Origin of the sequence: Bartonella sp. ML69XJBT (assembly GCF_028618515.1) — a bacterium.
Lineage (GTDB): Bacteria > Pseudomonadota > Alphaproteobacteria > Rhizobiales > Rhizobiaceae > Bartonella.
The window spans coordinates 1-22,374 of record NZ_JAQITB010000024.1; the positions used below are offsets into that span (position 1 = coordinate 1).

Below are 22,374 nucleotides of genomic sequence, written 5' to 3' on the forward strand. Positions count from 1 at the left end.
TTTTAAATTATGCTCTGTGTTTTAGTTTTTTGTAACCCGTGATGACAAATCTAGGGCACAGACAGAATGATGCCGAGTTTGAAAACTGTTGCTATAAAATCCCAAAATGGCATAGAAGACCATAGATGATATTGTAACCCATAAATGCGATGTAGATTGTACAAGACACCTTAAGTGGAGCACCTAAAGCCGATGAAAGGTTATTAATGGTGGTATCCATTGTATTTTCAAGGGGTTCCATTAATTTGTTGTCCAGCACGGTAAATACGTCATATATTGACACCTTTTCATCATAATAGTTCCCTATTCTATACGAATTTATTTTTTTATGATTTAATTGCTGTTCTCTTGTTTTTCAGACTGTTCTTCTGTTTTTTTCTTATCGTCATTGTTACGATATTTATTTAGATAGTTCTGAAAGGATTCTTTTCCAAGTTCGTCTAGTGCTTTTCCTAAGTTTTCACAATTTTGAGGAGATTCTGTTTTGGAAGGCTTTTTCCACATACATTTAGGTGTCCACTCTTCACGTAATTTTTCATCTTTCTTAAATTCTTCTACACTGTGAATTTTTTCGCAACCAGCAGTGATAATTCCAGTGCAAAGTAGCAATGTTGTTATGAAAACTTTATTCATAAATATTTCCCCTTCTTTCTTTCAGTTTTTTGCGGTTGAGCACAATTTTTACATTCTGCTCTGTGTTTTAGGTTTTTGTAACCCGTGATGACAAATCTAGGGCACAGACAGAATGATGCCGAGTTTGAAAGCTGTCGCTATAAAGTCCCATAAGGGCATGGAAGAACGACCATAGATGATATTGTACCCTATAAATATAATGTAAATTGTACAAGACACTTTAAGCGGAGCAGCTAAAGCCGATGAAAGATTTGAAATGGTTTCATTCATTACATTGACAACAGGTTCTGTTAAAGTGTTGTCTATCATGGTAAACAGAGTAATTTTGTCAAACGCCATTGCATACACATTCTATCAAATTTTTGAAAATTGATTATTTCTGATTTAATCGTTACTTTGTGTTTTTTCAGCTTGTTTTTTTGCTTCTTGTTCGGCTTTTCTTTTTTGATATTCAGCTTCATTTTTTTCATGTTGAGCTCGCATTTCGGCTTTAAATTTTTCCATAGCATCACGAAGCTCTTCGTTGTGTTTACTAATTCTCTCTGCAGCTTTTTCCCGACGTTCTTTGTCAAGTTCAAGTGCTGCTAATCTTAGATTTTCACAATTTTTTGAAGTTCCTGTGAATCCACATCTTGCGCCCCATTCTTCCATCAATTTTTGATCTTTTTTAAATTCTGCAACGCTATAGGTTTTTTCACAACCAGCAGCGATAATTCCAGTGCAAAGTAGTAATGTTGTTATGAGAACTTTATTCATAGATATTTCCTCTTCTTTCTTTCGGTTTTTAAAGTGTGAGCACAATTTTTAAATTATGCTCTGTGTTTTAGTTTTTTGTAACCCGTGATGACAAATCTAGGGCACAGACAGAATGATGCCGAGTTTGAAAGCTGTCGCTATAAAATCCCAAAATGGCATGGAAGTACGCCCATAGATGACATTGTAACCTATAAATATAATGTAGAGTGTACAGGATGCTTTAAGTGGTGTAGATAAAGCCGATGAAAGATTTCCAATGGTGCTATCCATTGCCGTTGTCAGTGGCTCCATTAAACCTTTATCTATACTAGTAAATATACTTTTGCTGTCTATTGCCATTTAAATGCCCCGCTATTCATGTATGTCCTGACAATTTCTTGGAGGGTGCTTAAAAGCCCCCTTTTTTCCACTATTTTTCTTTCTTTTTAGTTTTTTTACTTCTTATCTTCTTCTTGACGTTTTTTGGAAAGGTTTTGATAATATTCTTTCTCAAGTTCATCTTCGGCTAATCTCAGATTTTCACAATTTTTTGCGGTACCTGCTAATCCACATCTAGCTTCCCATTCATCACGTAAATTTTTATCTTTTTTAAATTCTGCAACGCTATAAGTTTTTTCACATCCAGCCGTGATAATTCCAGTGCAAAGCAGTAGCGCTGTGATAATGACTTTGTTCATAGGTATTTCCCCTTTTTTAGATTTTTGAGGTTTGCAACATTTGGGCATAATTTTAAAAATGCTAGAGTCAGTACATTGTGAGGAGAGGATTAAAGTGATTTATGATGCACAAAGAAGGATGCCGATACAGACATAAACGAAAAAAGCTTGCTTATTTGAAAAGGTTAATTTTTGTAAAACACGATCATCAGAAAACGGATTGTTTATTTTTTGCATAGCTTTCCCCCCAATGTTTAATGGAATAAAAATTCCATAGTATTTAATTCAAGTACAAATAATATACAAATAAAAATATCTACTGTTTAAATTACAGTAATTGCTTTTTATGGAACTAAACAAAATTCTTTATAATATTCAAAATGATATTTTAAAAAAAACTTTTCGATCAGCATTTAAATATCTGATTTTTATCTATATTATTCTTGCGGCTGTTTTTTATTTTCGTGAAAATTCTGAAGATGTTATGGAAAATCCTGTTGTGCAAAAAATAAAAAAGACCGTGGAAAAACAGTTTCAAGAACCAGATTTAACAGTACGGGATCATGATCATAAACAAGAAATGCCTTTATCTTTAGAATCATTATCAACAGAATTTTATGAAGAAAATGTCCCCGTTTATTCTGGTGCTATACAGGTGACAAGCGGTGTTACTTTTAAAATGATCACGCCTATGGATGAGGGGTGGAGAAAAAGAATCGTGCGCAATATCCGATTATATGGTGTTGAAACATGTGAAACGCGGCAATTTGCCTCACGCCATGGAATTAAGTGGCCCTGTGGGGCTTTTGTCACAGCATGGCTCGTGGCAAAAACAATCGATAAAAATGTTACTTGTCGGCAAACGCGTGTTCTTCAAAAAGTTCATTATGCACAATGTTTTGTTGATGGGGTTGATTTGGCGCGCTTGGGGCTTGCAGAAGGCATGATGGTGTTGACAAAAGATCAGCAGCATTTTCCCTCACCAGCAGATTATAAAAACTTACAATCTGCTGCGCAAAAAGCACAAGTGGGATTATGGTCTAGTGAATTTGACCAGCCAGAAGAGTGGAGAAGAGACCATGGCAGCTATAATCCCATTGATCCTTAAAGATTTTAAAACAAACTGAAAGATAAGAACAAAGACCAGCACGGTTAAGTCGTTTTTTGTTAACCGTGCTGTGTGTGAGTGCTGTTGAGAGTGTGTCGCGTAAATTTAATCAAAGAGCATCAGACGAATATCGGGTGGTGCAAAACGAAATAAAAGCATGTCATAAAACCAACTGAGAGCTACAGCACTACAAGTGAGGATTATCAATATAATTGTTGTGATTATGAAAGGTGCTCTAAATTGTACTACTTCAGCGTCAAATGATAATAACCAGTAAACGAGAATATCCGCAATGAGCATAACAAAGCTTATTCCTGCTATGATTCCTAATATGCGTTTAACCCATCCACGAATAGTATAGAGAAAAAGGAAAATGGAGTAGATCCGTATCTTATGTCTTTTCCAGTGGATGCGGCGTAAGATCTCTCGTTCTGGTTCTGAATTTATTTCTTCTACTTCTTCTTCGATTTCTTGACGCGTGATCAAATCTTCCATTATCCCCCCCTTTGATTTCTCCATTTAATAGGCACAACTTTGTTTATCTTTCACTGCATTTTTCATTACATGGCAGAAATAAAATATGCAACTGTTACTTTATCACAGATGTAAAAGCCAAAACTGGATGTGTGAGAGGTTATGTCAGGGGTGAGGGGGGATGGAGAGAGATGCTGTTGGTTATCATAAAAGTGAATGATGGATACTCCTCGTGTTTTTTGCTTTTTCTCATCAGTAGATGACTTCTCATTTGCCGTGCAAAAAGTATAGTATGCTGATTTTGCTTCCTTTAAAGAGCCCCAAAGAATGGAAGAGTTTGAGTAAAGAACAGAGGAGGGTACTGATCATTTCAATTTATTTCATTGATTTCTCATTCTAGAAATATACGGAAAAAACCAAGAAAACCGATCATTCTTTGCAGTCATAGATCGGTATCATCACTCACTTTGCTCACCCCCCATGTCGTGCTATAGCCCTTGGTGTTTAAAACAATTCATAAGAGGCATTTTTACTGCTTTGTTGTACAATTTTATCCATAGGTTTATCGCGCTTATGGCGTGCAGGGGAATGGTTTTTATTGATGTTCCATGGGAGAAATTTGCAATGAAAAAGTTTTAGAATATACGGCTCTCTTATTCAATAGGCATGTGGATTATCCCTATAAATCAATGCCTTCTTGTGTGGAGAAAGATTTTTTTCAGAAACATCAAAAACTCTTCTCACAAAGTTTTTGTGATCGCATCATATTGCTCTGTCATAAAAGAATCTTGGAAAAAATAAATCCCAAATATTAAGCTCTCTTACTCCAATCTATGGTATTCTTTTCAGCTGTATTGTCATTGTATTGTATACAATAGCCCATCATTTCTCTGCTGTCTGTTCTCTTTGTACTTGTCTATGTGCTTTAGAGTAGGGGAACTTTTTCTTTTAAAAGGTTTTCTTCTTCAAAGTTTTCGTGGTTTTTTGCAAAAGAATAACTTGAATATTTAAGATCAAAAACTGTATCAAGACAGCGATTCTTAAGAATTGAAGTTTTTATGAGAAAAGTACTCTTGCAGAATGCTCCGCTTTTGATATGGGGCATGAATTCGCACCGTGCAACGATAACTTTATGGGTTTTATTATTTCTCATGACTCCCTATAGGGAATGAGGCGTTTAATACAGGCGAAAAAACAGTGGGAAAGTAGATGACAGAACAATACTCTTTCGATAAGGAGTTTTAAAGCAAAAGACAGTTTGATAAATGACAGGGAGATAAAGAGGTCAACATGAATGAACTTACCCATATTGAGACTGTTATAGCGCATTACGATGCTGTTTTTTGTGATGTGTGGGGTGTCGTGCACAACGGTGTGCATGCATTTGAACCGGCATTGAAGGTGTTGTACAAAATTCGGCAAATGGGAAAAAATGTCATTTTTTTGACCAATTCACCTCGACCACGGAAAGATGTTATTGCTCAGTTGCATAATATGAACGTTCATAGCGATTATTATGATGCCATTATCACTTCAGGGGATGTCACCCGCGATCTTATTCGTGCTGCACCGCGTAAAGTGTTTTTCATTGGTCAACAACGTGATTTGATGTTGTTTGAAGGATTGGATTGCGAATTGGTGGAAGAATGGGAAGCTTCTGTGGTGGTGTGTAGTGGTTTTCTGGACGATTTTGATGAAGAACCAGCCGCTTATAAGGAAATGTTTTTGCGTATGCGTGCGCGGAATTTGCCCTTTATTTGCGCCAATCCCGATGTGATTGTTCATTATGGCAATCAGGAATTTTGGTGTGCTGGTGCATTGGCGCGTCTTTACCAACAATTAGGAGGTGAGGTGCGTATTGCTGGAAAACCCCATGCGCCTATTTATGAATGTGCCTTTGAAAAATTGGAAAAAATGCGCGGAACAGTAGAAAAAAGTCAGGTTTTGGCTATCGGTGATGGGCTTTTGACCGATGTTAAAGGTGCAGCGCATTTTGGTCTTGATGTTCTCTATATCATGGGTGGTATTCATCGTTATGACTATATGCAAAATGGTGTGGTGGATAAGCAAGCATTGCAATCTTTTCTTGAACGTCATGGCTATAAGCCTCAAGCAATTATGTGGGCACTTCAGTAATGTCTGATTTTTTGCGTCTTCAGGGGGTTCATAAGCTTCCTATGGCTTGGCGGGGAGCCGTGTTGGCACTTGGAAATTTTGATGGTGTTCATTGTGGACATCAGATGGTGCTGCAAAAAGCGCTTGATTTAGCGCGTCTCAAAAATAAACCCGCTGTTGTCTTAACCTTTGAACCGCATCCAAGAAGTTTTTTCCAGCCCGCAGCTCCTGTGGATCGCTTGACAGAAGCGGCTGAAAAAGCCGAAATTTTTAAAATCCTCGGGTTTAATGGTGTCATTGAACAGCCCTTTGATGCGCATTTTGCTACTCTTTCCGCAGAGCAATTTATTTATGCGATTTTAAAGGAAGCTTTTGATGTTTGTGTGGTGGTAACGGGTGAAAATTTTCAATTTGGTCACAAAAAAAGTGGAAATGCACAGCTGCTTTCTCAAAGGGGAAAAGAATGTGGTTTTGAGGTTGTGCAAATTCCTTGCCTATCGAGCAAACAGGATCAGCAACCGTTGATCATTTCCTCTAGTTCTATTCGTAAGCTTCTCTCCCAAGGTGAGGTGAAAAAAGCAGCTCATTTGTTGGGCTATCATTATCGGGTGCGCTCAAAGGTTATCCAAGGTGAGCAACTTGGTCGCCTGTTGGGATTTCCAACCGCTAATCAAGTACTTCCTTCTCAAGCCAATTTAGCGCATGGTGTTTATGCCGTGCGATTGCGTCGTGCTAACGGTGTCTTACATGATGGCGTTGCAAGTTTTGGCTGTCGTCCAACAGTTGTAGAAGATGGTGCTCCCTTGTTAGAAACCTATCTGTTTGATTTTAACGATGATCTTTATGGAGAAAGTTGTACCGTTTCTTTCTTTCAATTTTTGCGAGGACAAGAAAAATTTGATGGGCTAGAGCCTTTGATTGCGCAAATGCAACGTGATGAAAAAGCAGCAAAAGCAATTTTAGCAAAAGCACAGCCATTATCACCTTTGGATAGGCTGCTTACTTTTAAAAATATGCTTTAAGTTAAGCTGAAAAAGAAAGAAGAGCAGCAAAAATAGCCGTTAAACTGACGATAATCACGAAAATATATTCTAAAATATCATGAAATATGTGCTTTTTGCGCTGTTGGGAAGGGGTATCGAATATCTGGAGATCTGATTTTGGCATTGTTTTTGATCTTTTGCATAACTTTATGAGATTCTATGGCTTTAAAACTTTACGGCTTGTTTCTTTATGATCTGTTAAGACAAGCGATGAAAAGCAGGCTCATTGATCAAGATGTAGGAGCATATTTCGTAGTGGCAATCGCTGAAGAGAACATGCTGTTTTAAGATTGTCTGCATGATATTTGATTGCAGAATTTTATAAAAACTTATTTTTTAGAGTTTTAAATGATGGCTTCTTTTTTATCTATTAAGGCAAGGGATTAAAGACGGGCTAAGCGATAAAGATGCATGGAGCGTGTTCCGTGATGGCAATAGGCGAGAAGAGGCAGAGATGCTGTTTTTAAAATTGTTTTCATAGTTTCAATCTCTGACCGGTTTATGGTTGGTGGAACGATAGGAATATGATGTGCTGTTATGCCATACTCACATGCTGCTGCTTTAATGATGGAAAAATCAGGTTGATGGGGCTCTTCTTGGTCGGGGCGGTTACAGATAATCGTTTTAAAGCCTGCTTGTGCTAATGTTTTGATATTTTCAATGCTAATTTGGGCGCTGATAAAAATATCTGGGTCAATTTGTTGCAAGTGCATATTTGTTTATTCCTCATAACAATTTAAGATGTTCTTTGATAGCAGAGAACATCTTAAGGGTGTGTTGTTCTCTCTCTTTGAAAAACGTTCCTTCATCCAGAAAAATAGATGTAGTTTTGAAAAAATACATTGTGCTGTATGAGGCGTTTTATTTCCAACATGTTCTCTCTTATATTGATGAACTGTCTGATTGATATTGGATAGTTTATTGCCCTTCTTCTGTAAAGTGAGAACGCTAAAGAGAGCCCTCTTTTTTGCGTTTATTTCTCTCGTATCAATTTTAAAAGTTGTTTGCTTGCACGTTGTAAAAAGAGGTGCAAGTGGATAAAAGCGTTTCAATTTCATATGCTTTTTCAAGGTGTTTTCAGGCAAGATAGCTGTAACAGGGAAGGGGAGTATGATGGCTTTTGCTATTATTTGCTCTGTGAATGTGTGGGGGACTTTTCTAGAAGGATTGTTTTGGGAGGGATACTCAAAAAATGGTTCAATTCTGAATGTTTTTTCTCAATTTTTATACGATATTGTGTGGTTCGTCGTTGTTTTAGCAAAGATGCTTTGTGCGGGATGGGCAATGCGGAGTTGTATTCATAAATTCGCTAGCGAATACCTGTGTTTTTAAAAATATGCTCTTTTTTGTTGAGTGGTTTATATCAACTTACAGAAGGGGGAGTATGCTTTAAGCATTCAATGGAGGCAATGGTGCTTGTTGGGTGTGTTGTTGCTTTTATAATGGGAAAATCAGGTTGATGCGACTCTTCTTGATAGAGCGGTTAGAGATAATCGTTTTAAAGTTTGTTTGTGCTGAGATTTGATGCTTTCTATACGGATTTTGGCACTGGTTAAAAATATCAGGAAGAATTTGTTGTTCGTTTATTCTTGTTTGTCTCTCAATTACTGTTTTTATGATGTTTTCTACAACGTTATAAAGGAAAATTGGGAGCCATTGCTTTTCTTATAAAGAAGGGAACTGATGGTTTGTGTGGGTTCGATGCTTGCTTCTCTTGTGTTTTTCTGTATAATCGTAAAAACGATAAAGCGGAAAGACGTAATTCATGATTATTGGACTCTTGAATCAAAAGGGAGGGGTAGGCAAAACTACCTTGAGCGTAAACCTTGCTGCTAGTTTTGCACGGGCTGGAGCACGTGTGTTGCTTATTGATGGTGATCCGCAGGGAAGTGCATTGGATTGGGCGGCGGCTCGTGAAGGCGAACCCTTGTTTTCGGTTGTTGGTTTACCGCGGGCAACGATTCATAAAGAGATTACCCAGATTGGTCATCATTACGATCATATTATTATTGATGGTCCTCCACGCGTAACGGATCTTGCGCGTAGTGCTCTTATGGCTTCGGATTTTGTCCTCATTCCTGTGCAGCCTAGCCCCTATGATATTTGGGCAGCAGATGGAATTGTAAAGCTCCTTGATGAAGCTCGAGTCTATAAAGAAAACTTGCAATCTGCTTTTGTTATTAATCGTAAAATAGTCAATACAGCGATAGGGCGTGATGTGAGTGAAGCTCTTGGAGTGTATCCTGTAGATGTTCTTTCTGCCAGCATTGCCCAGCGCGTGATTTTTGCAGAAGCTGTGGCACAGGGGAAAGCCGTTTATGAAGTTGATAAGCAAGGTCCAGCCGCAGCAGAGATTGAAGCTGTTGCAGCGGAAATCAAGGAGTTAGCACGATGAATAAAAAAATTAAGATTGGCACGAAGCCAACCAATAAACCCATTCCTTTAACGGCGGATGCATGGGTTGGAAATAATAAAGGCAGCATGGATGGAGGGATGAAACGTCTCACAATTGATATACCGGAAAGTTTACATCGTTTGATTAAGGTGAGTTGTGCAAGTCGTGGAACGAAAATGGCTGATGAGGTGCGCGAATTGCTTGCACAAAAATACGGAAAAGTGTAAAAAATGATACACGATAATACGTTTTTACGGGCTTCTTTTATCTTTCTCACAAAGAGATATTATAAAGATACCGTTTAGGGGGAGCTATGTTGTAATTGTGCATTATAGCTGATGACTCTATTCTTCCGCGTCCTTTCAAAGAGCTGGGTTGAATAAATCTGCACTTGGCGCGTTATTTTGTATGTATGGAACATAAACGATATTTAAGAGAATAGATGTTGGGTGGTGCGAATGAAAGTGAGCACTTTTGGTGTGAGATTTATTCTCGCAGCCATAAAAGATAGGGCGATATGCAAACGGAGAAAGGAAAGCATATCATCTATTTGTGAAAATTGAGCGTGATGTTTTTTTGGGTCCTGCAAGTTCAGCTTCATGAATAAAACACTTGCGCATCGTGATTTTTGCGAATGATGGTATTTTTCTAAAAGCCTTCTTGGCTTGTTCAAACAAAACGCTCTGATGACAAAGGCACAATCTGATAACAAAAAAGATTTTTTTCCACTCTGCCACGTCATTCCACCAAGCGAGGTAAAGGGCTGTATTTCACAGATTTCAATATTATATGATCAAATATGGCGAACAACTCTTTTTGTCTTTCATCTGTGATGGTGATCATTTGTAAAGTCATATTGCTTGTTATCATCTATAACTGAGGACAACTTTCTAGAGAATTGTGTTGATAATGTTTTTAAATGCGAAGTTATTTCTTGTTTATTTTATGATAAAAAAGCTAAGATCGTAATCTAAGTGGGAGTGCTGATTATTTTTTCAGCACTTATTTTATTAGACTTTAGAGGGGAGAAAAAGAATTCATTCGTTCACTGATATTGGTGCTTGGTAAGATCTATTCTTTCTCAATACATAAAAGAACTTATTTATCGTTTTCTTGATATTGTTTTTTACATCTGTACTGTTTAAGGGAGTGATATTATGAGTTGTTATGCTTTTTGAGGGATAGAGTCCAATTTCTCTGTTCTTTTTGAACATATCAGGTTGCTTGTTGAGTATTTCTATTGGTATTGTTGTCAATGCAGGGGGGAATTGTATCAAAGCTTGCTTTACTTTTCCGGTGATTTCAGAATGATGAGAGTGCAATCAGTGAATTGGAGAAGATGTTGTTTTTGTTGGCTGATTTATCGTCATGATTATAAGCACACCAAGTGGTCAATGAAGATATTCGTATTGTTTTACGTCTCATAATGACGTGGTACGACAGAAAAGAAGTGTAAAGCTTCTTGAACAGTGCGAAGGTTTTACAATTGTATGAAAGTTCAAGAACTTCACAATAGAGTGCTGTGCAGGGCATATAACAAATACACATCTTTAAAATGCAAGTTTAAAAGACAAGCGGCTATGATGGTTCAATATATTTACCTTGCCGTTTTGCGCATTCATAAAAGAAATCTGTTTTAAGTGCGATACAGAGAGTATGTGAAACACATTATTTTGTTAAGTGAGAAGGAAAAAGGGGAATTTACTGATGAATAAAGTCGTTATTGCAGCATTGCTGCTTTGCACTGGATTTTCTGTTGCTGGTTGCGAAAAAGACTATAGCGTAGCAGATTTTAAAAAAGATAAAAAATTGATGGAAGAATGGGGAAAGAAATGTGAAAAGATGGGCTTCTCTTCTGCCATGACATCCAAAAATTGTCAAAATGTTATCCAAGCCGATATGGAGCTTTTTCAAGAACATTATAAAAATCTTGCCAAGGAGCTTCGTGAAGGTCTCAAGAAAAATGAAACTGAGAAACAACAAGATAATCATTAAATGATAAGAAATCTTGGATGGGAGCATGCTTTTTGGCACTGGACCAGCTTTTATTGGTTATAAAAATTGCGTGCATAGACGGGTTTAAATGGTAAAAACACACGATGGGATGAATTTGCAACTTTTTATAGGCCGCTGGGTTATGCCTAAATTTTGTAAATCTGAAAAAGGGGAATTTACTGATGAATAAAGTTATTATCACAGCATTGCTGCTTTGCACTGGATTTGCCATTGTTGGTTGCGAGAAAACTTATAGCGTAGCGGAATTTAAAAAAGATCCCAAATTACTCAATCAATGGTTAGAGAAATGTTTTATTGAGGGGAGTTTCGATTCAAAAAATTGTAAAAACGCAGAACAGGCTGAATTTGAAACTCGTAAAAAATGGGGGAGCTTTGGCTCTGGAAACGAAGACGAGAAAAAAATGGAAGAGAAAAAGGAGAGCAATTAAATCATGAATAAAGTTATTATAATAGCATTGCTGCTTTGTACTGGGCTTGCCGTTGCTGGTTGTGAAAAAACCTACAGCGTCGAAGAGTTTAAAACAAATGAAAAATTGTATGAGGAATGGGCAAAAAAATGTGAGAAGGACGATTCACCGCTAAAGTCATCTCAAAATTGTAAAAACCTTCGCCAAGCGTATATGGAGCTTTTTATGGGACACTAAATTGTGCCCAAATTTTGTAAATCTGAAAAAGGGGAATTTACTGATGAATAAAGTTATTATCACAGCATTGCTGCTTTGCACTGGATTTGCCATTGTTGGTTGCGAAAAAACCTATAGCGTGGAAGAGTTTAAGAAAGATAAAGAATTACGCCTCAAATGGGAAAAGAAGTGTTTTCTAGGTGGTACATCTGTACAGGCATCTCAAAATTGTCAGAATGTCGCAAAAGCGGGTAGACAGCTTCTTTTTGGAGATTAGATATTGTGCTCAGATTGACAAAGTCTGAGCACAGAAGGACAGTTGTGAAGCTCTTAAAAATAATTATGACAATGTTGTTTTGTCTGCTTTAAGTGAGAGATCATTTTAGCTTGAAGTGTAAAGAGAAAGCTTTCCCCTAAATGAAAAACCTCTCCTCTGTGTGGAGATTTTTCTTTTAGGGGAAAGCTTTAGTAGCTTTTGTGAGAAAAAAATTGTATTTCAAATCATATTGGCACAACGAGCACCCCCTTCATGTGCTTTATAGTCAATGAGGTTTGAGGGACTTCTCTTCTCATTATAGGGGGAATGAAAAAATTTCCGTAGTGTTTAAAAGTTTTTTTAGTACGGTGAGCATATTTATGCGTATTGATCATGTTATCTCTCTCTGATTTCAGTTTTCTTTTTCCTTCATAAAAAATATCAGCCTAAGGTAAGAATATTCAGGAGATGGCTGGTACGTTTATGAAGGTGTGGTCAGTAACAGCCAGATAGGTCAGTAATAGCCCCAAGCACTATCGTACTCTTTGTTCGCTGCCAATGTGTGCAGTTTTTGGTATCTGAGAGCGTTTATGACAGGCATTTTTAGCCATTTTTTGATGTTTTTATCCATAGGTTCATTCTGTGTACCATGCGCAAGCGAAAGATGTTGCTTGATATAGGGGGATGAAATGAGAGAAACCTCCGATATTTGGTGTTGTTTTTTCAGATGAACAGCCGTAAATTATCATTATAAATCAATATATTATATCCATTATAACTCTTTTTAAAAAAATCAATTTTGTGCAGATGAGTGGAAGGATAAGAGTCTTGTTTTTAGGAGGTTATCAATTTCATAGGATCATTCAGGAAGAATAAATATTGGTTGTAACTGTGCAAAATGCCTCTAAAAGCACATAGTAACGTGAAAAGACTGAAAAGTGATAGTTTGGTCTATGAATAATATTGCTGCTTTAAAACTTCTCTTTGATATTAAGGTTAAAGCGCTAAATTGCGCAAGTTATAACAAAGACTTAACAGAATATGCCTATAGTGTTTCTATTGGTTTGCAATTCATGGCTTGTTTTAAAGAAACATTTTTCAACGCTCCTCATCCCATTTCACGATAGCGTCTGTGAATGGTATAACAATAAAGCCATTGAGTACCACCATCTTTACGCTTATGAAGCAGCAAGCTGGCATCATTATTCACTTTGGCAGCTTCCAATGTTGCGACAGCCCTTGCATTTGAGAGCATTCATAAGAGACGTTTTTACTTCTTTCTTGTACAGTTTTTACTCACACACCAACCCCGCTTTTGATGTGCAAGCAAGTGATCTTCATTGATTCAATATGAGAGGGGCTATGATGAGAAAATTTTACGATATTCGGAATTGTGTTCAAGTTTAAAAATGACAATGCATTGATTATAAATCAATGCATTGTCATTATAAGGACGAACACAACAAAAGCATTGCTGGTGACAATCAATGTTGAATAAAGCATAGCAGTTTTTATGATATCAGCCATAAGAACCTCTTTCTGTTCTTGGGAGTACAGGGCTTTGGAGTACAGGGCTTTATGAATAACAGTCTGTTACAGTCTGTAATATATGGAGATACAATATTTGCGGCAAGTTTAAAATTGTTCTTTTTTCATGTGAAGATGTGAGGAACTGAGCACTGTGGAACATAGAAACAGTTAAAACTTATGGTATTGCTTTATTTTTTATGGGTAAGCCTTGTCTGATAAAAAGTCTTTTTAAACACGTTTTCTGTTTTATTTTACGGAAAACAAGATCCGTTCAAGCTGTTTTATGAAGAAAGAGCAAAGATGATCAGTGAAGGAAAAGAGCAACAGTATAGCTTTATCTTGAGTGTTGGGAATAACACTTCGCAGTAGGGGCTTTGTTTGTTAGGAAATTTATGATTTTTTTCTTTATGTATGCGTGAGTGTAACGAGATGGCAGCATGAATAACCAACTCTCTGTTTAGAGTAGAGTGGTTTGCGAGGAGCTTGGTTGTCAATAAAAATACTGAAAATGTTCGTGAAGAATCATTTTAAGAGCTTATAGTATGGAAAGATTATCAGACTGTGTTTTTCATGAACTCTTGAAAGAAGTTTAAAAATCTTATATAGTCGATCATTGCAAAGAAAAGCGAATGATCATTGAAAAAGGGGGATTTATAGCTGTTTAGCTATTTTAAAATGCCTCTTTTGATATTGGTATGTGATTGATTTGTTCAAAAAGGAATGCTGTTTTTGTATCTCATACAAAATGGTATGTGTACAAAAAACAGCGTGGGAGAGTGAATCTTTCTGAATGTGTGCTTACTGGTTTTCTGAATGCTAAAAGGCAGAGGACAGTGGTGCATAGAATACCAAAGGCTATGGAGGGTAAAATGCTGCAATCTTTAAAATATTAAAACCTTAGAAGGTTTAAGCCTTTATATGCAACAAATTTTTGTTGGCAGAGGGAGTAACGCATTATTGTTTCTTGTCTCAGATAGGCGGAATAAAAGAGGCAAAATAAATTTTGAACTTTCCGATATCTCTCACCTATTGGTGTAATGATTTATGGCGTTTTGTTGAATTGATATTGCGTCAGGGATGATTTGAAAGCAAAGAAATTTATATCATGTCGTAAAAGTAATGTGTTGAAAGTCGAGTAGGTATACGCTTTTAGGATTATCGTGCTGTTGTCGGGGCAATATTCGCACAATGAACGCAATTGAGTGTATCAGCATTGAAAAGAAAGCTGTTTAATCTCCCTTATTGGATATTTGAGAGTAAGATTGAACAATACTGTTGAAGGGGAAATAAAAATGTCTGTTGTGCAATATGGTGATGAGAGTTTTGCAGCAAAAGCAAAAGTCCTTGATAACAATCTTATTGATCGTGATTGGGCTATGACAAAATTTGTTGCTGCTGTTAAAGGGTTAGCACAAGTGGTTGATTATGAAAGCAATATGCTAGAGAGCAGTGGTATTCCAGATTATGAAGAAATCAATCTCTGTAAAATACGTGGCTTACGTGACCTTAATAAATCTATAAGCGATGTGAAACGCTATATGAATGAAGATATTGAGAATGAGGTCGAAAGTTTATTATCAGATTTACAGGAAAAATTACATCGTAATAGCAAATTGTTGCAAACACACTTAGATGCGATCAACGATCTTTCACAAGATATGCAAATTGCTGCTCGTACAAAAGAAATAGAGGGTGTTGGGGAACCTTCCGTTAATACAGGACGCTCTCAAGGATAAAGAGAATGATATAACTTGTGGCACCCTCTCGCGGTTGTGTATCATTTAATCTCTTGCAGAGATTTTATATGCGCATCATAATTTATGCGGTTTTGATGCTTACAGGAGAAGAGCTGTTTCTTAAAGCTATAATGCTCTTTAGCTCGTAAGAGGATGAAGTTGTAATAAGCCGTTGTACATTGTATGAGCCAAGAGATTTGCGAGCCTCCAAGAGTTGCTGCAACCCTTGAATTAAAAACGGTTCATGAGAAGTATTTTTAGTTCTTTCTTTCATGTTTTTATCTCCATGCTTATTCCGCTTGTAATGTATAAACGAATGGTTCCACTTGATTTAACATGGGAGAGATTTTCCGTAAGAGAATTCTAGGATACTCGTGACTTTTCTTGAATATGAACAACGCTAGATGATTATGATAAATCGATATGTTTTAGGTAAGAAATTCTTTTGCGTAAAAAAGTTTTTCCCTGGGTATTGGAGAGTTTTTTAGCACTTTCTTATATTTTTTTGCAAAACAGAGATTTATACATAAAAGGCAGCATTTTATGCTGCCTTTTATGAAAATTGATACTCATGTTATTTTAGAATTTATACCGTATTCCGCCCGAGAAATTGGTTCCAGATACACCGGCTTTTTGCAGTTTCTGCCGGTAACTAACATCACCATGAAGAGCAATATTTTGAGAGAGGAAAGCATTAAAACCAATACCTCCTTCAATTGAGGAACCCATGGGATCCAGATAAAATGTATCAGCAATTTTTATTGTTCCACCATCACCAAAGGTTTTGATGACATTCAATTTACTATAGAAGGAAACAGTGTTGTCTTCTTCTAGGGTGGTGAGAGTTTGCGTTAAACGTCCACCAATTCGTACCAACCATTGATGTGGATTATTCATATCAACTTCAAAATTATTGGCATCGGAGAGTACATCAAACATGAGACTTTGATAAATAAATTGTGCTTGTGGTTCAAACATCAGCCCTTGCATACCGGTTGCTAATTTTTGACCAACTGTCGTAGATACATTTAATATTTCAGTACCATCTAATTTTGCAGCATTTCCAATGAGAGGTGTGGTAATATTTCCCCTCAAGGCTCCGTAGGAAAGAAGTGCGTTTACGTATAAACCATTGCTATGTTTGACGCCGCTATAGGCTGTGAGAGACCATTTATCAAGAGTCGTCTTTTCAGAATCTTCCATACTCTTTGGTGTAAAGGAAAGCTTTCCGTATGTTCCTAAAAGACCAAAATGTGTACTGATATCTTTGCCTTCCAACGCAGCTAATATGACACCCCCTTGTAGGGCATTATAGTTTATATCAGCGCCATAGCCATAATGGAGTGGGGCACGGTTAGAAGATAAGGTAACTTTTTCACCATAGGAGGATAAAAAGATGGCATTCTTCTTCTTATGCTTTTCTGCAAATATTGTTGTATATATATTGTCTAACAATGTGTTTTGGTTATTTACATCAACATATCCAGCGGAAAATAAAGTACTAGGCATTACCACATAATTTGCTACCTGTGGTAAAACAGCCCTGATTTTCTTGTCCCTATCAAGGTAATCATTTTGCAAGCGGAAATCCCAGAAATCACGATTATTTTGACCAAAGAGATTTTGGCTCTCATGGGATGCCCCTGGTGCATAGCCGGTTAGGACATATTTATAAGGCAGTCCAGCGATTGTCAGATAACCTCCTGCTAATTTGAAGGAATTTTCATTGGCTTTACCAGAAACCTGAATGAGTGAAATTCCATGGGACTCGACGGGATGTGACAGCATCTGCTCTCCCCAAACCAATCGGCTATCGGTCATTTTTTGATTGCTTTCCAAGAGATTGACGTGAACTGTAGTAACTCCCGATACATCACCATGAATTACAAGGCGGTCAGTTGCTTGTTCGGTCACTGGAGAATGGCTTCTCCACCGAGAGTTCAGATGAACTTCTGCTCTCCCTTTTGCACTATAAACCACTGCTGCATTAGATCCGTTGCCATCTTCGGATTCTTTTTCCTCTTGTCGTGGGGTAGGGTCTACAAACAAAGTTTGGTACTGTCCGTTCATTGGCGTTTCAAACATAATCGTGCTGTCTGTAAGCTTGAGTGCAGAAAGGTTAGAATAGGTCTTTTCATGAGCACCAAACGGTTCATAGTCAGATGGATCTTTATCATTATGTTCTCTATTTTTATTTGCTTTTAAAAGCCATTTCGTACCATTTTTAAGATCAAAAATGGTTTGGTTTTCACCCAATGTTCTTACGCGCCCTTCTAAATCAGAATGATCTGCCGTTAATATGAGGCTATATATATCGCCTCCCAGCTGTTTTGTATTTTTTACTAAAAGATCGGCATGGATTTCTGAATTTTTGAGGAAAACTTGAGCATCCGTATCTAATCCATAGATGTTTATAGCAACGCCTTTTTCAACGAAAAGCTTTGTGTTTTCCAAGGTTACTTGATTGGTAAGATTTTGTTCTTTGTTGATATCTGATTTTGTTTCAGCACTGTGTGCATGGCGTTGTCTGGAAGAAAAATATGGATCATTTCGGAAAACAATACCATTTGCCCCATAATCACTTGTAACAGTTATGGTTGAATCTTTAAGATTAATTGTACCATTGATGTTGAACAAACCAGTTAATCCTGCTGTTACAGTAATTCCTGTGGCTTCAATTGCTCCCCCATTTGATGCACTGAGTGCAACAAAATTTGCATCAACTGTTCCCCTGTGTATTTTGACAAGTGAATTTTCACCCTCTGCGGATACAGCAAAATATTTGTCTTGAATCTCAATATCATGCAGTTCTAAAGTTTTCCCCTCCTTTGCTTCAACTTTAGCTTGTTTATTCTCACCTTGTTTAGGCTGTACAGGCTGTTCGGGCACTGGCTGTTTAGGCATTGGTTTCACAGGTGCTGGTGGTGCTCCCACTGCTAGTCTTACAGCTTCAGGGTTTGCATGGGCTGATAATTCTTTTATTTCTGGTTTGGTGCCCTTAGGGTCTGTAGGTGCTCCCACTGTTGGTCTTACAGCTTTAAGGTTTGCAGGAGCTGGTGATGCTGCTGTTTCTGAATCCTCAGATTTTGTAAGCATTGGTGGTGCCTCTGATGTTGGTTTTAGAGGCATTGATTGTGTAGGAGCAGAGGAACTCGATAACGCCTCTTCTGTAGTTGGACTTGTAGAAGAATGGGAGGGGGATGGACGTCTTCTAGATTTAGCACCTTCTGTTGTTGTAGATTCTGTAATCGTTTTCCCTGTGGAATGAGGATTTTGCGGTGGAGTATTTTCTGCAGGCTTTTCAAATGCTTTAGAGCTGGAGTGTGCAGTTGTAGGAATTGTATTTCCAGATGAAGAGACGCCCGCTGGTATGCTTTGTCTTGTTGTAGACACTGTTTTTGGAGTTGTGGCGCTTGTAGATAGACTCCTTTTCCGCTTCTTAGCTGTTGTACTGTCGTCTGTAGTTTGTACAGAGAAAGAATTTACAGCGGGTTGTCGAGTAAGTATTTCATTGTAGGCATAAGATAGACTGGAAGAGGAGCAAAAGAGAACTCCAGAAACTGTGTATAATAATAAGCTTTTCTTCATATAAATATATCCCTAAATATTTTCTCTCCCCCTCTCTCAGAAAAAATGGGATTCCTCCCATTATGTTTTTTTATAAAATACAAAATAAAACATATGGGACGGTCTTTATATTTCAAGATATGAAGAAAAGTATTTTTAAAAGCGATAGCGCATTCCAGCAGACACATTTATAGCAGATTCACCAGCTTTTTTGAGTTTATGTTGATAACTGACATCACCATGAAGCGCTACATTTTGTGATAAATGGGCATTAATACCTAAACCGCCTTCAAGGCTCGTTCCTATAGGAGAAGTCTGAAAACTCTTTTTATCAATCTGTATAGTATTATTGTTACCGAAAGTGTTGATAATATTCACTTTACCATAAAAGGAAACGGCATCGCCTTTGTTTTGTGTTAAACGTCCACCAATACGCAGTAACCACTGATCAGGATTGCCCATGTTTATTTTAAAGTTCTCTGCATTTGAAAGAATGCCAAGCATAAGACGCTGGTAAACAAATTGTGCTTGTGGTTCAAGTATTATTTCCTCCACAATGGTTGGCAATTTTTGACCAATGGTAGCAGAAGCCGCCAATGTTTTTGTGTTTTTCATGAGAGCAGTTGGGCTCTCTCCCTTGAAGAGTCCATAGGAAAGAAATACACTTGCATAGACGCCACTATCATGTTGAATATTGCCATATGCGGTAAGGGACCATTTATTCAGCATATTCTTTTGCGAGCTTTCTTTCTTCTTTGGGGTGAAAGCGAGTTTTCCATATGTCCCCAAAAAACCAAAATCTGTGCTGGTATTTTGTTCTCCTAAGACTATTAATGTCAGACCTGCTTGTAATGCCGCATAGCGGATATCGGTATCAGCACTATTTTGTGGTGTATGAGAGCTGGAAGAGAAGATGCTCCTCTTCCCATAAGTAGAAAAGAAAAATCCCTTTTCTTCATGATCTTTTGCTTCAAACATTGTTATTCGTATATTGTCTAATAATGTATTTTGATTTTTTACATCAGCAGATCCAACGGAAAACAGCGCCTGAGGCATGACTAAATAGCGAGCTATTTGTGGGGTGAGAGTTTCGCTTTGTTCTTCAGGATGAGATAAGTCATGAGATAAAGTTGCTGTTTCTTTCCCTTCTTTAGATGCTCTCTCAGTATCAGCGGGATTTTGAGTGGCAGCTTCAGTTTTTGTGGGCAAACTCACATGATCTGGTGATGGGGGAAGAGTTGTTTTTGATGATGAGCTGTTTGTTTTGGAATTCACATCCTTTTGCAAATCTTTATTGGTTTTAGGCTGTGGGATAATTTGAGGATCTGTTATTGCTGATGTATTGTCTTTACCTTTTAGAGTAGCATGAACAGGAGAGAGCTTACTGATAGAATTTCCTTTATTTGCATTTTGCTCGATAAGAGAGGATTTATTTTCTCTGGATGGAAGAGGGGATACTGGAGGTTCTCCTTTTCTCTTTACATTTTTTATCGCATCGGCATTCCAAGCATTTTGGTAGTTTCCATCAAGATTCCATACGTTTGGTAAAATATTTGTAGCGGTATTACTTTGTTTTTTTAAGGCATTATGTGTTATTCTTAGTTTATTAAGTTTTGCATTGGCTTGTATCATATGTTGTATATCTTGATTATACTGCTTTGCCATGGCACTAGCATGTACGCTATTCCGTGCTCTTTTCAACGTATCAAAATTATAGCCATCCTCCTTTGCGGAAGAGTTTCCAATGATATCTGTTTGCACACGGTTTAAGCCTTCTCTAAGTTCCTGAGAAAAATATGAGTTTTCTCCCATCATGCCACCAGAAGCTATTATTTCAAGTATTTCTAGGTCTTTCATTGTTGCTGTTTGTATGCTAATTAAAACATCGCGATTGTATTGGTTAGCTAAAGCGTTTGCATACATATGACCAAGTTTATTCATTAGTTCACTTTGATTTGTACCAGATCCATAGCCACCGGCACCAACGAAAATACTATTAATTCTATCTCTTTCACGCTCTAAATCATTTTGAATCATTTGATTGAAATATGGATTCTTTCCAACTATACCAAAGGAATTCATCGTTTTATGATTATGTGCTACCGCTTTTAGATCGTTGAAAGAATTCCTTTCAGAATAGTGATTAATTCCCTCAGGAATGTGGCGTGTTTGTGGGCTTAAACCAGAGGCATTACTTATATAAGTTGCATTAAAATAAGAAAAAAATAAAGCACAAGCGGCTGTACATAATAATAAATGCTTTTTATGCATAAAAATGCTCCTGATATATTTTTTGATAAAGACTTAAAAAATTCAAGGTTTGATTATTTTTTGTAATGCACAAAACTAAGCAGCACTGTTGACATTGCAGCGCTGCTTATATTTTAAAAATAAAGATGAGAGATCTTTAAAAGCGGTACCGCATTCCAGCAGAAAGATTTATTCCTGATATACCAGTCTTTTGTAGTTTTTGTTGATAGCTGACATCACCATGAAGCGAAACGTTTGAAGACAATTGAGCACTGACACCAAGTCCGCCTTCAAGCAAAGTTCCCATGGGATCAAGATGGAACGTATCACCAATCTGTATTGTACTATTGTCAGCAAAAGTTTTAATAACATTTACTTTACCATAGAAAGAAACGGCATAATCGTTTTCAGCAGGAATTGTGGTTTGTGTTAAACGTCCACCAACACGCACTAACCATTGATGAGGGTTGCCCATGTTCACTTCAAAGTTATCAATATCTTTGAGGGTGCCAAGCATGAGATGTTGATAAACAAATTGTGCTTGTGGTTCAAAAACCAATCCTGGTACACTGGTTATAAGTCTTTGTCCGATGGTCGCAGATGCACTGAGTGTATTCTTACCACTCAATTCTGCAGTATTTCCTCTGAGAGTTGTTTTGATATATCCTTTAAGCGTTCCATAGGAGAAGAGGGCATTGATGTAGATGCCATTGTCATGGTTGAGGTTACCATAGGCAGCAAGTGACCACTTATCGAGTGTCGTTTTGTCAGCACCTTCAATATCTTTTGGAGTAAAGGCTAGTTTTCCATATGTTCCTAAAAGACCAAAATTTGTGGTTATGTTTTGATCTTCTAGCGCGGCTAATGTAACACCTGCTTGCAAGGCAGCATAGCGCAGATCAGCACCATAACCATATTGTAAGGGAGTACGGTGAGAGGATAATGTCATCTTATTACCATAACTGGATAAGAAGATTCCTCTGTTTTTATGATCCTTTGCTTCAACTGCTGTTGTCCGCATATTGTTGATCAGTGTATTTTGATTATTCACATCAGCAAAGTCGGCGGAGAATAGAGCATTTGGCATGACCAAATAGCTTGCTACTTGTGGGACAAGAGCTGGAATTTTTCCTTCATCATCAAGAGTTGCTCTTTGCAGGCGGAAATCCCAGAAATCTTTATTCTTTCTCAAGGGGCTTTGTGCGCTTGCTGCTTT

The 22,374-nt window shown here is 37.4% G+C and carries 23 protein-coding genes and 1 pseudogene; 12 read left to right on the forward strand and 12 right to left on the reverse strand.

Going from position 1 to position 22,374, the window contains the following annotated elements; translation table 11 throughout:
* Positions 1-333: 333 nt before the first annotated feature.
* The 5 genes and pseudogenes from PVV68_RS07130 to PVV68_RS07150 all read right to left on the reverse strand — a co-directional run.
* On the reverse strand, positions 334-633 hold the full coding sequence (locus tag PVV68_RS07130; protein WP_273721452.1) for an EexN family lipoprotein: 300 nt from the start codon (positions 631-633) through the stop codon (positions 334-336).
* Positions 634-729: 96 nt separating this feature from the next.
* Entirely contained in the window at positions 730-972 is a 243-nt protein-coding gene (locus PVV68_RS07135; protein ID WP_404978438.1) for a type IV secretion system protein, read from the reverse strand.
* Positions 973-1,017: 45 nt separating this feature from the next.
* Positions 1,018-1,389, reverse strand: a complete 372-nt coding sequence (locus tag PVV68_RS07140) for an EexN family lipoprotein (RefSeq protein ID WP_273721454.1) — start codon at positions 1,387-1,389, stop codon at positions 1,018-1,020.
* Between the two features lie 96 nt (positions 1,390-1,485).
* The gene (locus PVV68_RS07145; protein ID WP_273782816.1) at positions 1,486-1,728 is read right to left on the reverse strand and encodes a type IV secretion system protein; all 243 of its coding nucleotides are present in this window, start codon (positions 1,726-1,728) and stop codon (positions 1,486-1,488) included.
* A 98-nt stretch (positions 1,729-1,826) separates the two neighbouring features.
* Positions 1,827-2,066: pseudogene (locus tag PVV68_RS07150) on the reverse strand (EexN family lipoprotein); the annotation flags it as partial.
* 325 nt (positions 2,067-2,391) lie between these two features.
* Here PVV68_RS07150 and PVV68_RS07155 point away from each other — a divergent pair.
* Positions 2,392-3,153: a nuclease gene (locus tag PVV68_RS07155; protein WP_273721458.1), complete on the forward strand. Its 762-nt coding sequence runs from the start codon at positions 2,392-2,394 to the stop codon at positions 3,151-3,153.
* Between the two features lie 105 nt (positions 3,154-3,258).
* Here the strand turns inward: PVV68_RS07155 and PVV68_RS07160 are convergent, their stop codons facing one another.
* On the reverse strand, positions 3,259-3,648 hold the full coding sequence (locus tag PVV68_RS07160) for a hypothetical protein (RefSeq protein ID WP_273756625.1): 390 nt from the start codon (positions 3,646-3,648) through the stop codon (positions 3,259-3,261).
* A 1,269-nt stretch (positions 3,649-4,917) separates the two neighbouring features.
* Here PVV68_RS07160 and PVV68_RS07165 point away from each other — a divergent pair.
* The 3 genes from PVV68_RS07165 (at position 4,918) to PVV68_RS07175 (ending at position 7,073) form a co-directional block, all read left to right on the forward strand.
* Entirely contained in the window at positions 4,918-5,763 is an 846-nt protein-coding gene (locus PVV68_RS07165) for a TIGR01459 family HAD-type hydrolase (RefSeq protein ID WP_273721462.1), read from the forward strand.
* Positions 5,763-6,764 (forward strand): bifunctional riboflavin kinase/FAD synthetase, encoded by a 1,002-nt coding sequence (locus PVV68_RS07170; protein WP_273782818.1) that lies wholly within the window; start codon positions 5,763-5,765, stop codon positions 6,762-6,764. The genes PVV68_RS07165 and PVV68_RS07170 overlap by 1 nt, the downstream gene beginning before the upstream one ends.
* Before the next feature lie 180 nt (positions 6,765-6,944).
* Entirely contained in the window at positions 6,945-7,073 is a 129-nt protein-coding gene (locus PVV68_RS07175) for a hypothetical protein (RefSeq protein WP_273721466.1), read from the forward strand.
* 95 nt (positions 7,074-7,168) lie between these two features.
* Here PVV68_RS07175 and PVV68_RS07180 read toward each other — a convergent pair whose 3' ends face one another.
* Positions 7,169-7,498, reverse strand: coding sequence for a TIGR01244 family sulfur transferase (locus tag PVV68_RS07180; protein ID WP_273721468.1), 330 nt, complete (start codon positions 7,496-7,498; stop codon positions 7,169-7,171).
* Between the two features lie 1,052 nt (positions 7,499-8,550).
* Here PVV68_RS07180 and parA point away from each other — a divergent pair.
* The 7 genes from parA to PVV68_RS07215 all read left to right on the forward strand — a co-directional run bounded on the left by parA (position 8,551) and on the right by PVV68_RS07215 (position 13,202).
* On the forward strand, positions 8,551-9,180 hold the full coding sequence (gene parA / locus PVV68_RS07185; RefSeq protein ID WP_273721470.1) for a ParA family partition ATPase: 630 nt from the start codon (positions 8,551-8,553) through the stop codon (positions 9,178-9,180).
* Positions 9,177-9,407, forward strand: coding sequence for a hypothetical protein (locus PVV68_RS07190; RefSeq protein WP_273721471.1), 231 nt, complete (start codon positions 9,177-9,179; stop codon positions 9,405-9,407). The genes parA and PVV68_RS07190 overlap by 4 nt, the downstream gene beginning before the upstream one ends.
* Positions 9,408-10,887: 1,480 nt before the next feature.
* Positions 10,888-11,175, forward strand: coding sequence for an EexN family lipoprotein (locus PVV68_RS07195; protein WP_273721473.1), 288 nt, complete (start codon positions 10,888-10,890; stop codon positions 11,173-11,175).
* 182 nt (positions 11,176-11,357) lie between these two features.
* Complete coding sequence (locus tag PVV68_RS07200) at positions 11,358-11,624, forward strand: EexN family lipoprotein (RefSeq protein ID WP_273721475.1); 267 nt, start codon at positions 11,358-11,360, stop codon at positions 11,622-11,624.
* A 3-nt stretch (positions 11,625-11,627) separates the two neighbouring features.
* The gene (locus tag PVV68_RS07205) at positions 11,628-11,840 is read left to right on the forward strand and encodes an EexN family lipoprotein (RefSeq protein ID WP_273721477.1); all 213 of its coding nucleotides are present in this window, start codon (positions 11,628-11,630) and stop codon (positions 11,838-11,840) included.
* A 43-nt stretch (positions 11,841-11,883) separates the two neighbouring features.
* A complete protein-coding gene (locus tag PVV68_RS07210; protein ID WP_273721478.1) occupies positions 11,884-12,096 on the forward strand; it encodes an EexN family lipoprotein in 213 nt (70 codons plus the stop codon).
* Between the two features lie 917 nt (positions 12,097-13,013).
* A complete protein-coding gene (locus tag PVV68_RS07215) occupies positions 13,014-13,202 on the forward strand; it encodes a hypothetical protein (protein WP_273721480.1) in 189 nt (62 codons plus the stop codon).
* Here PVV68_RS07215 and PVV68_RS07220 read toward each other — a convergent pair.
* On the reverse strand, positions 13,184-13,330 hold the full coding sequence (locus PVV68_RS07220) for a DUF4102 domain-containing protein (protein ID WP_273721490.1): 147 nt from the start codon (positions 13,328-13,330) through the stop codon (positions 13,184-13,186). The two genes, PVV68_RS07215 and PVV68_RS07220, sit on opposite strands and share 19 nt — an antisense overlap.
* A gap of 1,567 nt (positions 13,331-14,897) precedes the next feature.
* On the opposite strand from PVV68_RS07220, the gene PVV68_RS07225 reads away from it, so the two are divergent.
* Positions 14,898-15,341 carry a flagellar protein FlgN gene (locus tag PVV68_RS07225; RefSeq protein WP_273721482.1) on the forward strand — a complete coding sequence of 148 codons (444 nt, stop codon included), beginning with the start codon at positions 14,898-14,900 and terminating at the stop codon, positions 15,339-15,341.
* Positions 15,342-15,423: 82 nt separating this feature from the next.
* On the opposite strand, the gene PVV68_RS07230 is transcribed toward PVV68_RS07225, so the two are convergent.
* The 4 genes from PVV68_RS07230 to PVV68_RS07245 form a co-directional block, all read right to left on the reverse strand.
* Positions 15,424-15,615, reverse strand: a complete 192-nt coding sequence (locus PVV68_RS07230; protein WP_273721484.1) for a hypothetical protein — start codon at positions 15,613-15,615, stop codon at positions 15,424-15,426.
* A gap of 305 nt (positions 15,616-15,920) precedes the next feature.
* Entirely contained in the window at positions 15,921-18,929 is a 3,009-nt protein-coding gene (locus PVV68_RS07235; protein WP_273721485.1) for an autotransporter outer membrane beta-barrel domain-containing protein, read from the reverse strand.
* A gap of 135 nt (positions 18,930-19,064) precedes the next feature.
* Entirely contained in the window at positions 19,065-21,179 is a 2,115-nt protein-coding gene (locus tag PVV68_RS07240) for an autotransporter outer membrane beta-barrel domain-containing protein (protein WP_273721486.1), read from the reverse strand.
* A 136-nt stretch (positions 21,180-21,315) separates the two neighbouring features.
* A partial coding sequence (locus PVV68_RS07245) for an autotransporter outer membrane beta-barrel domain-containing protein (RefSeq protein ID WP_273782819.1) occupies positions 21,316-22,374 on the reverse strand: 1,059 nt, incomplete at its 5' end.

Excerpts from the sequence above, each read along its gene's own strand:
- PVV68_RS07130 (WP_273721452.1), bottom strand. The coding sequence starts at position 633 with ATGAATAAAGTTTTCATAACAACATTGCTACTTTGCACTGGAATTATC.
- PVV68_RS07135 (WP_404978438.1), bottom strand. The coding sequence starts at position 972 with ATGGCGTTTGACAAAATTACTCTGTTTACCATGATAGACAACACTTTA.
- PVV68_RS07140 (WP_273721454.1), bottom strand. The coding sequence starts at position 1,389 with ATGAATAAAGTTCTCATAACAACATTACTACTTTGCACTGGAATTATC.
- PVV68_RS07145 (WP_273782816.1), bottom strand. The coding sequence starts at position 1,728 with ATGGCAATAGACAGCAAAAGTATATTTACTAGTATAGATAAAGGTTTA.
- PVV68_RS07155 (WP_273721458.1), top strand. The coding sequence starts at position 2,392 with ATGGAACTAAACAAAATTCTTTATAATATTCAAAATGATATTTTAAAA.
- PVV68_RS07160 (WP_273756625.1), bottom strand. The coding sequence starts at position 3,648 with ATGGAAGATTTGATCACGCGTCAAGAAATCGAAGAAGAAGTAGAAGAA.
- PVV68_RS07165 (WP_273721462.1), top strand. The coding sequence starts at position 4,918 with ATGAATGAACTTACCCATATTGAGACTGTTATAGCGCATTACGATGCT.
- PVV68_RS07170 (WP_273782818.1), top strand. The coding sequence starts at position 5,763 with ATGTCTGATTTTTTGCGTCTTCAGGGGGTTCATAAGCTTCCTATGGCT.
- PVV68_RS07175 (WP_273721466.1), top strand. The coding sequence starts at position 6,945 with ATGGCTTTAAAACTTTACGGCTTGTTTCTTTATGATCTGTTAAGACAA.
- PVV68_RS07180 (WP_273721468.1), bottom strand. The coding sequence starts at position 7,498 with ATGCACTTGCAACAAATTGACCCAGATATTTTTATCAGCGCCCAAATT.
- parA (WP_273721470.1), top strand. The coding sequence starts at position 8,551 with ATGATTATTGGACTCTTGAATCAAAAGGGAGGGGTAGGCAAAACTACC.
- PVV68_RS07190 (WP_273721471.1), top strand. The coding sequence starts at position 9,177 with ATGAATAAAAAAATTAAGATTGGCACGAAGCCAACCAATAAACCCATT.
- PVV68_RS07195 (WP_273721473.1), top strand. The coding sequence starts at position 10,888 with ATGAATAAAGTCGTTATTGCAGCATTGCTGCTTTGCACTGGATTTTCT.
- PVV68_RS07200 (WP_273721475.1), top strand. The coding sequence starts at position 11,358 with ATGAATAAAGTTATTATCACAGCATTGCTGCTTTGCACTGGATTTGCC.
- PVV68_RS07205 (WP_273721477.1), top strand. The coding sequence starts at position 11,628 with ATGAATAAAGTTATTATAATAGCATTGCTGCTTTGTACTGGGCTTGCC.
- PVV68_RS07210 (WP_273721478.1), top strand. The coding sequence starts at position 11,884 with ATGAATAAAGTTATTATCACAGCATTGCTGCTTTGCACTGGATTTGCC.
- PVV68_RS07220 (WP_273721490.1), bottom strand. The coding sequence starts at position 13,330 with ATGCTCTCAAATGCAAGGGCTGTCGCAACATTGGAAGCTGCCAAAGTG.
- PVV68_RS07225 (WP_273721482.1), top strand. The coding sequence starts at position 14,898 with ATGTCTGTTGTGCAATATGGTGATGAGAGTTTTGCAGCAAAAGCAAAA.
- PVV68_RS07230 (WP_273721484.1), bottom strand. The coding sequence starts at position 15,615 with ATGAAAGAAAGAACTAAAAATACTTCTCATGAACCGTTTTTAATTCAA.
- PVV68_RS07235 (WP_273721485.1), bottom strand. The coding sequence starts at position 18,929 with ATGAAGAAAAGCTTATTATTATACACAGTTTCTGGAGTTCTCTTTTGC.
- PVV68_RS07240 (WP_273721486.1), bottom strand. The coding sequence starts at position 21,179 with ATGCATAAAAAGCATTTATTATTATGTACAGCCGCTTGTGCTTTATTT.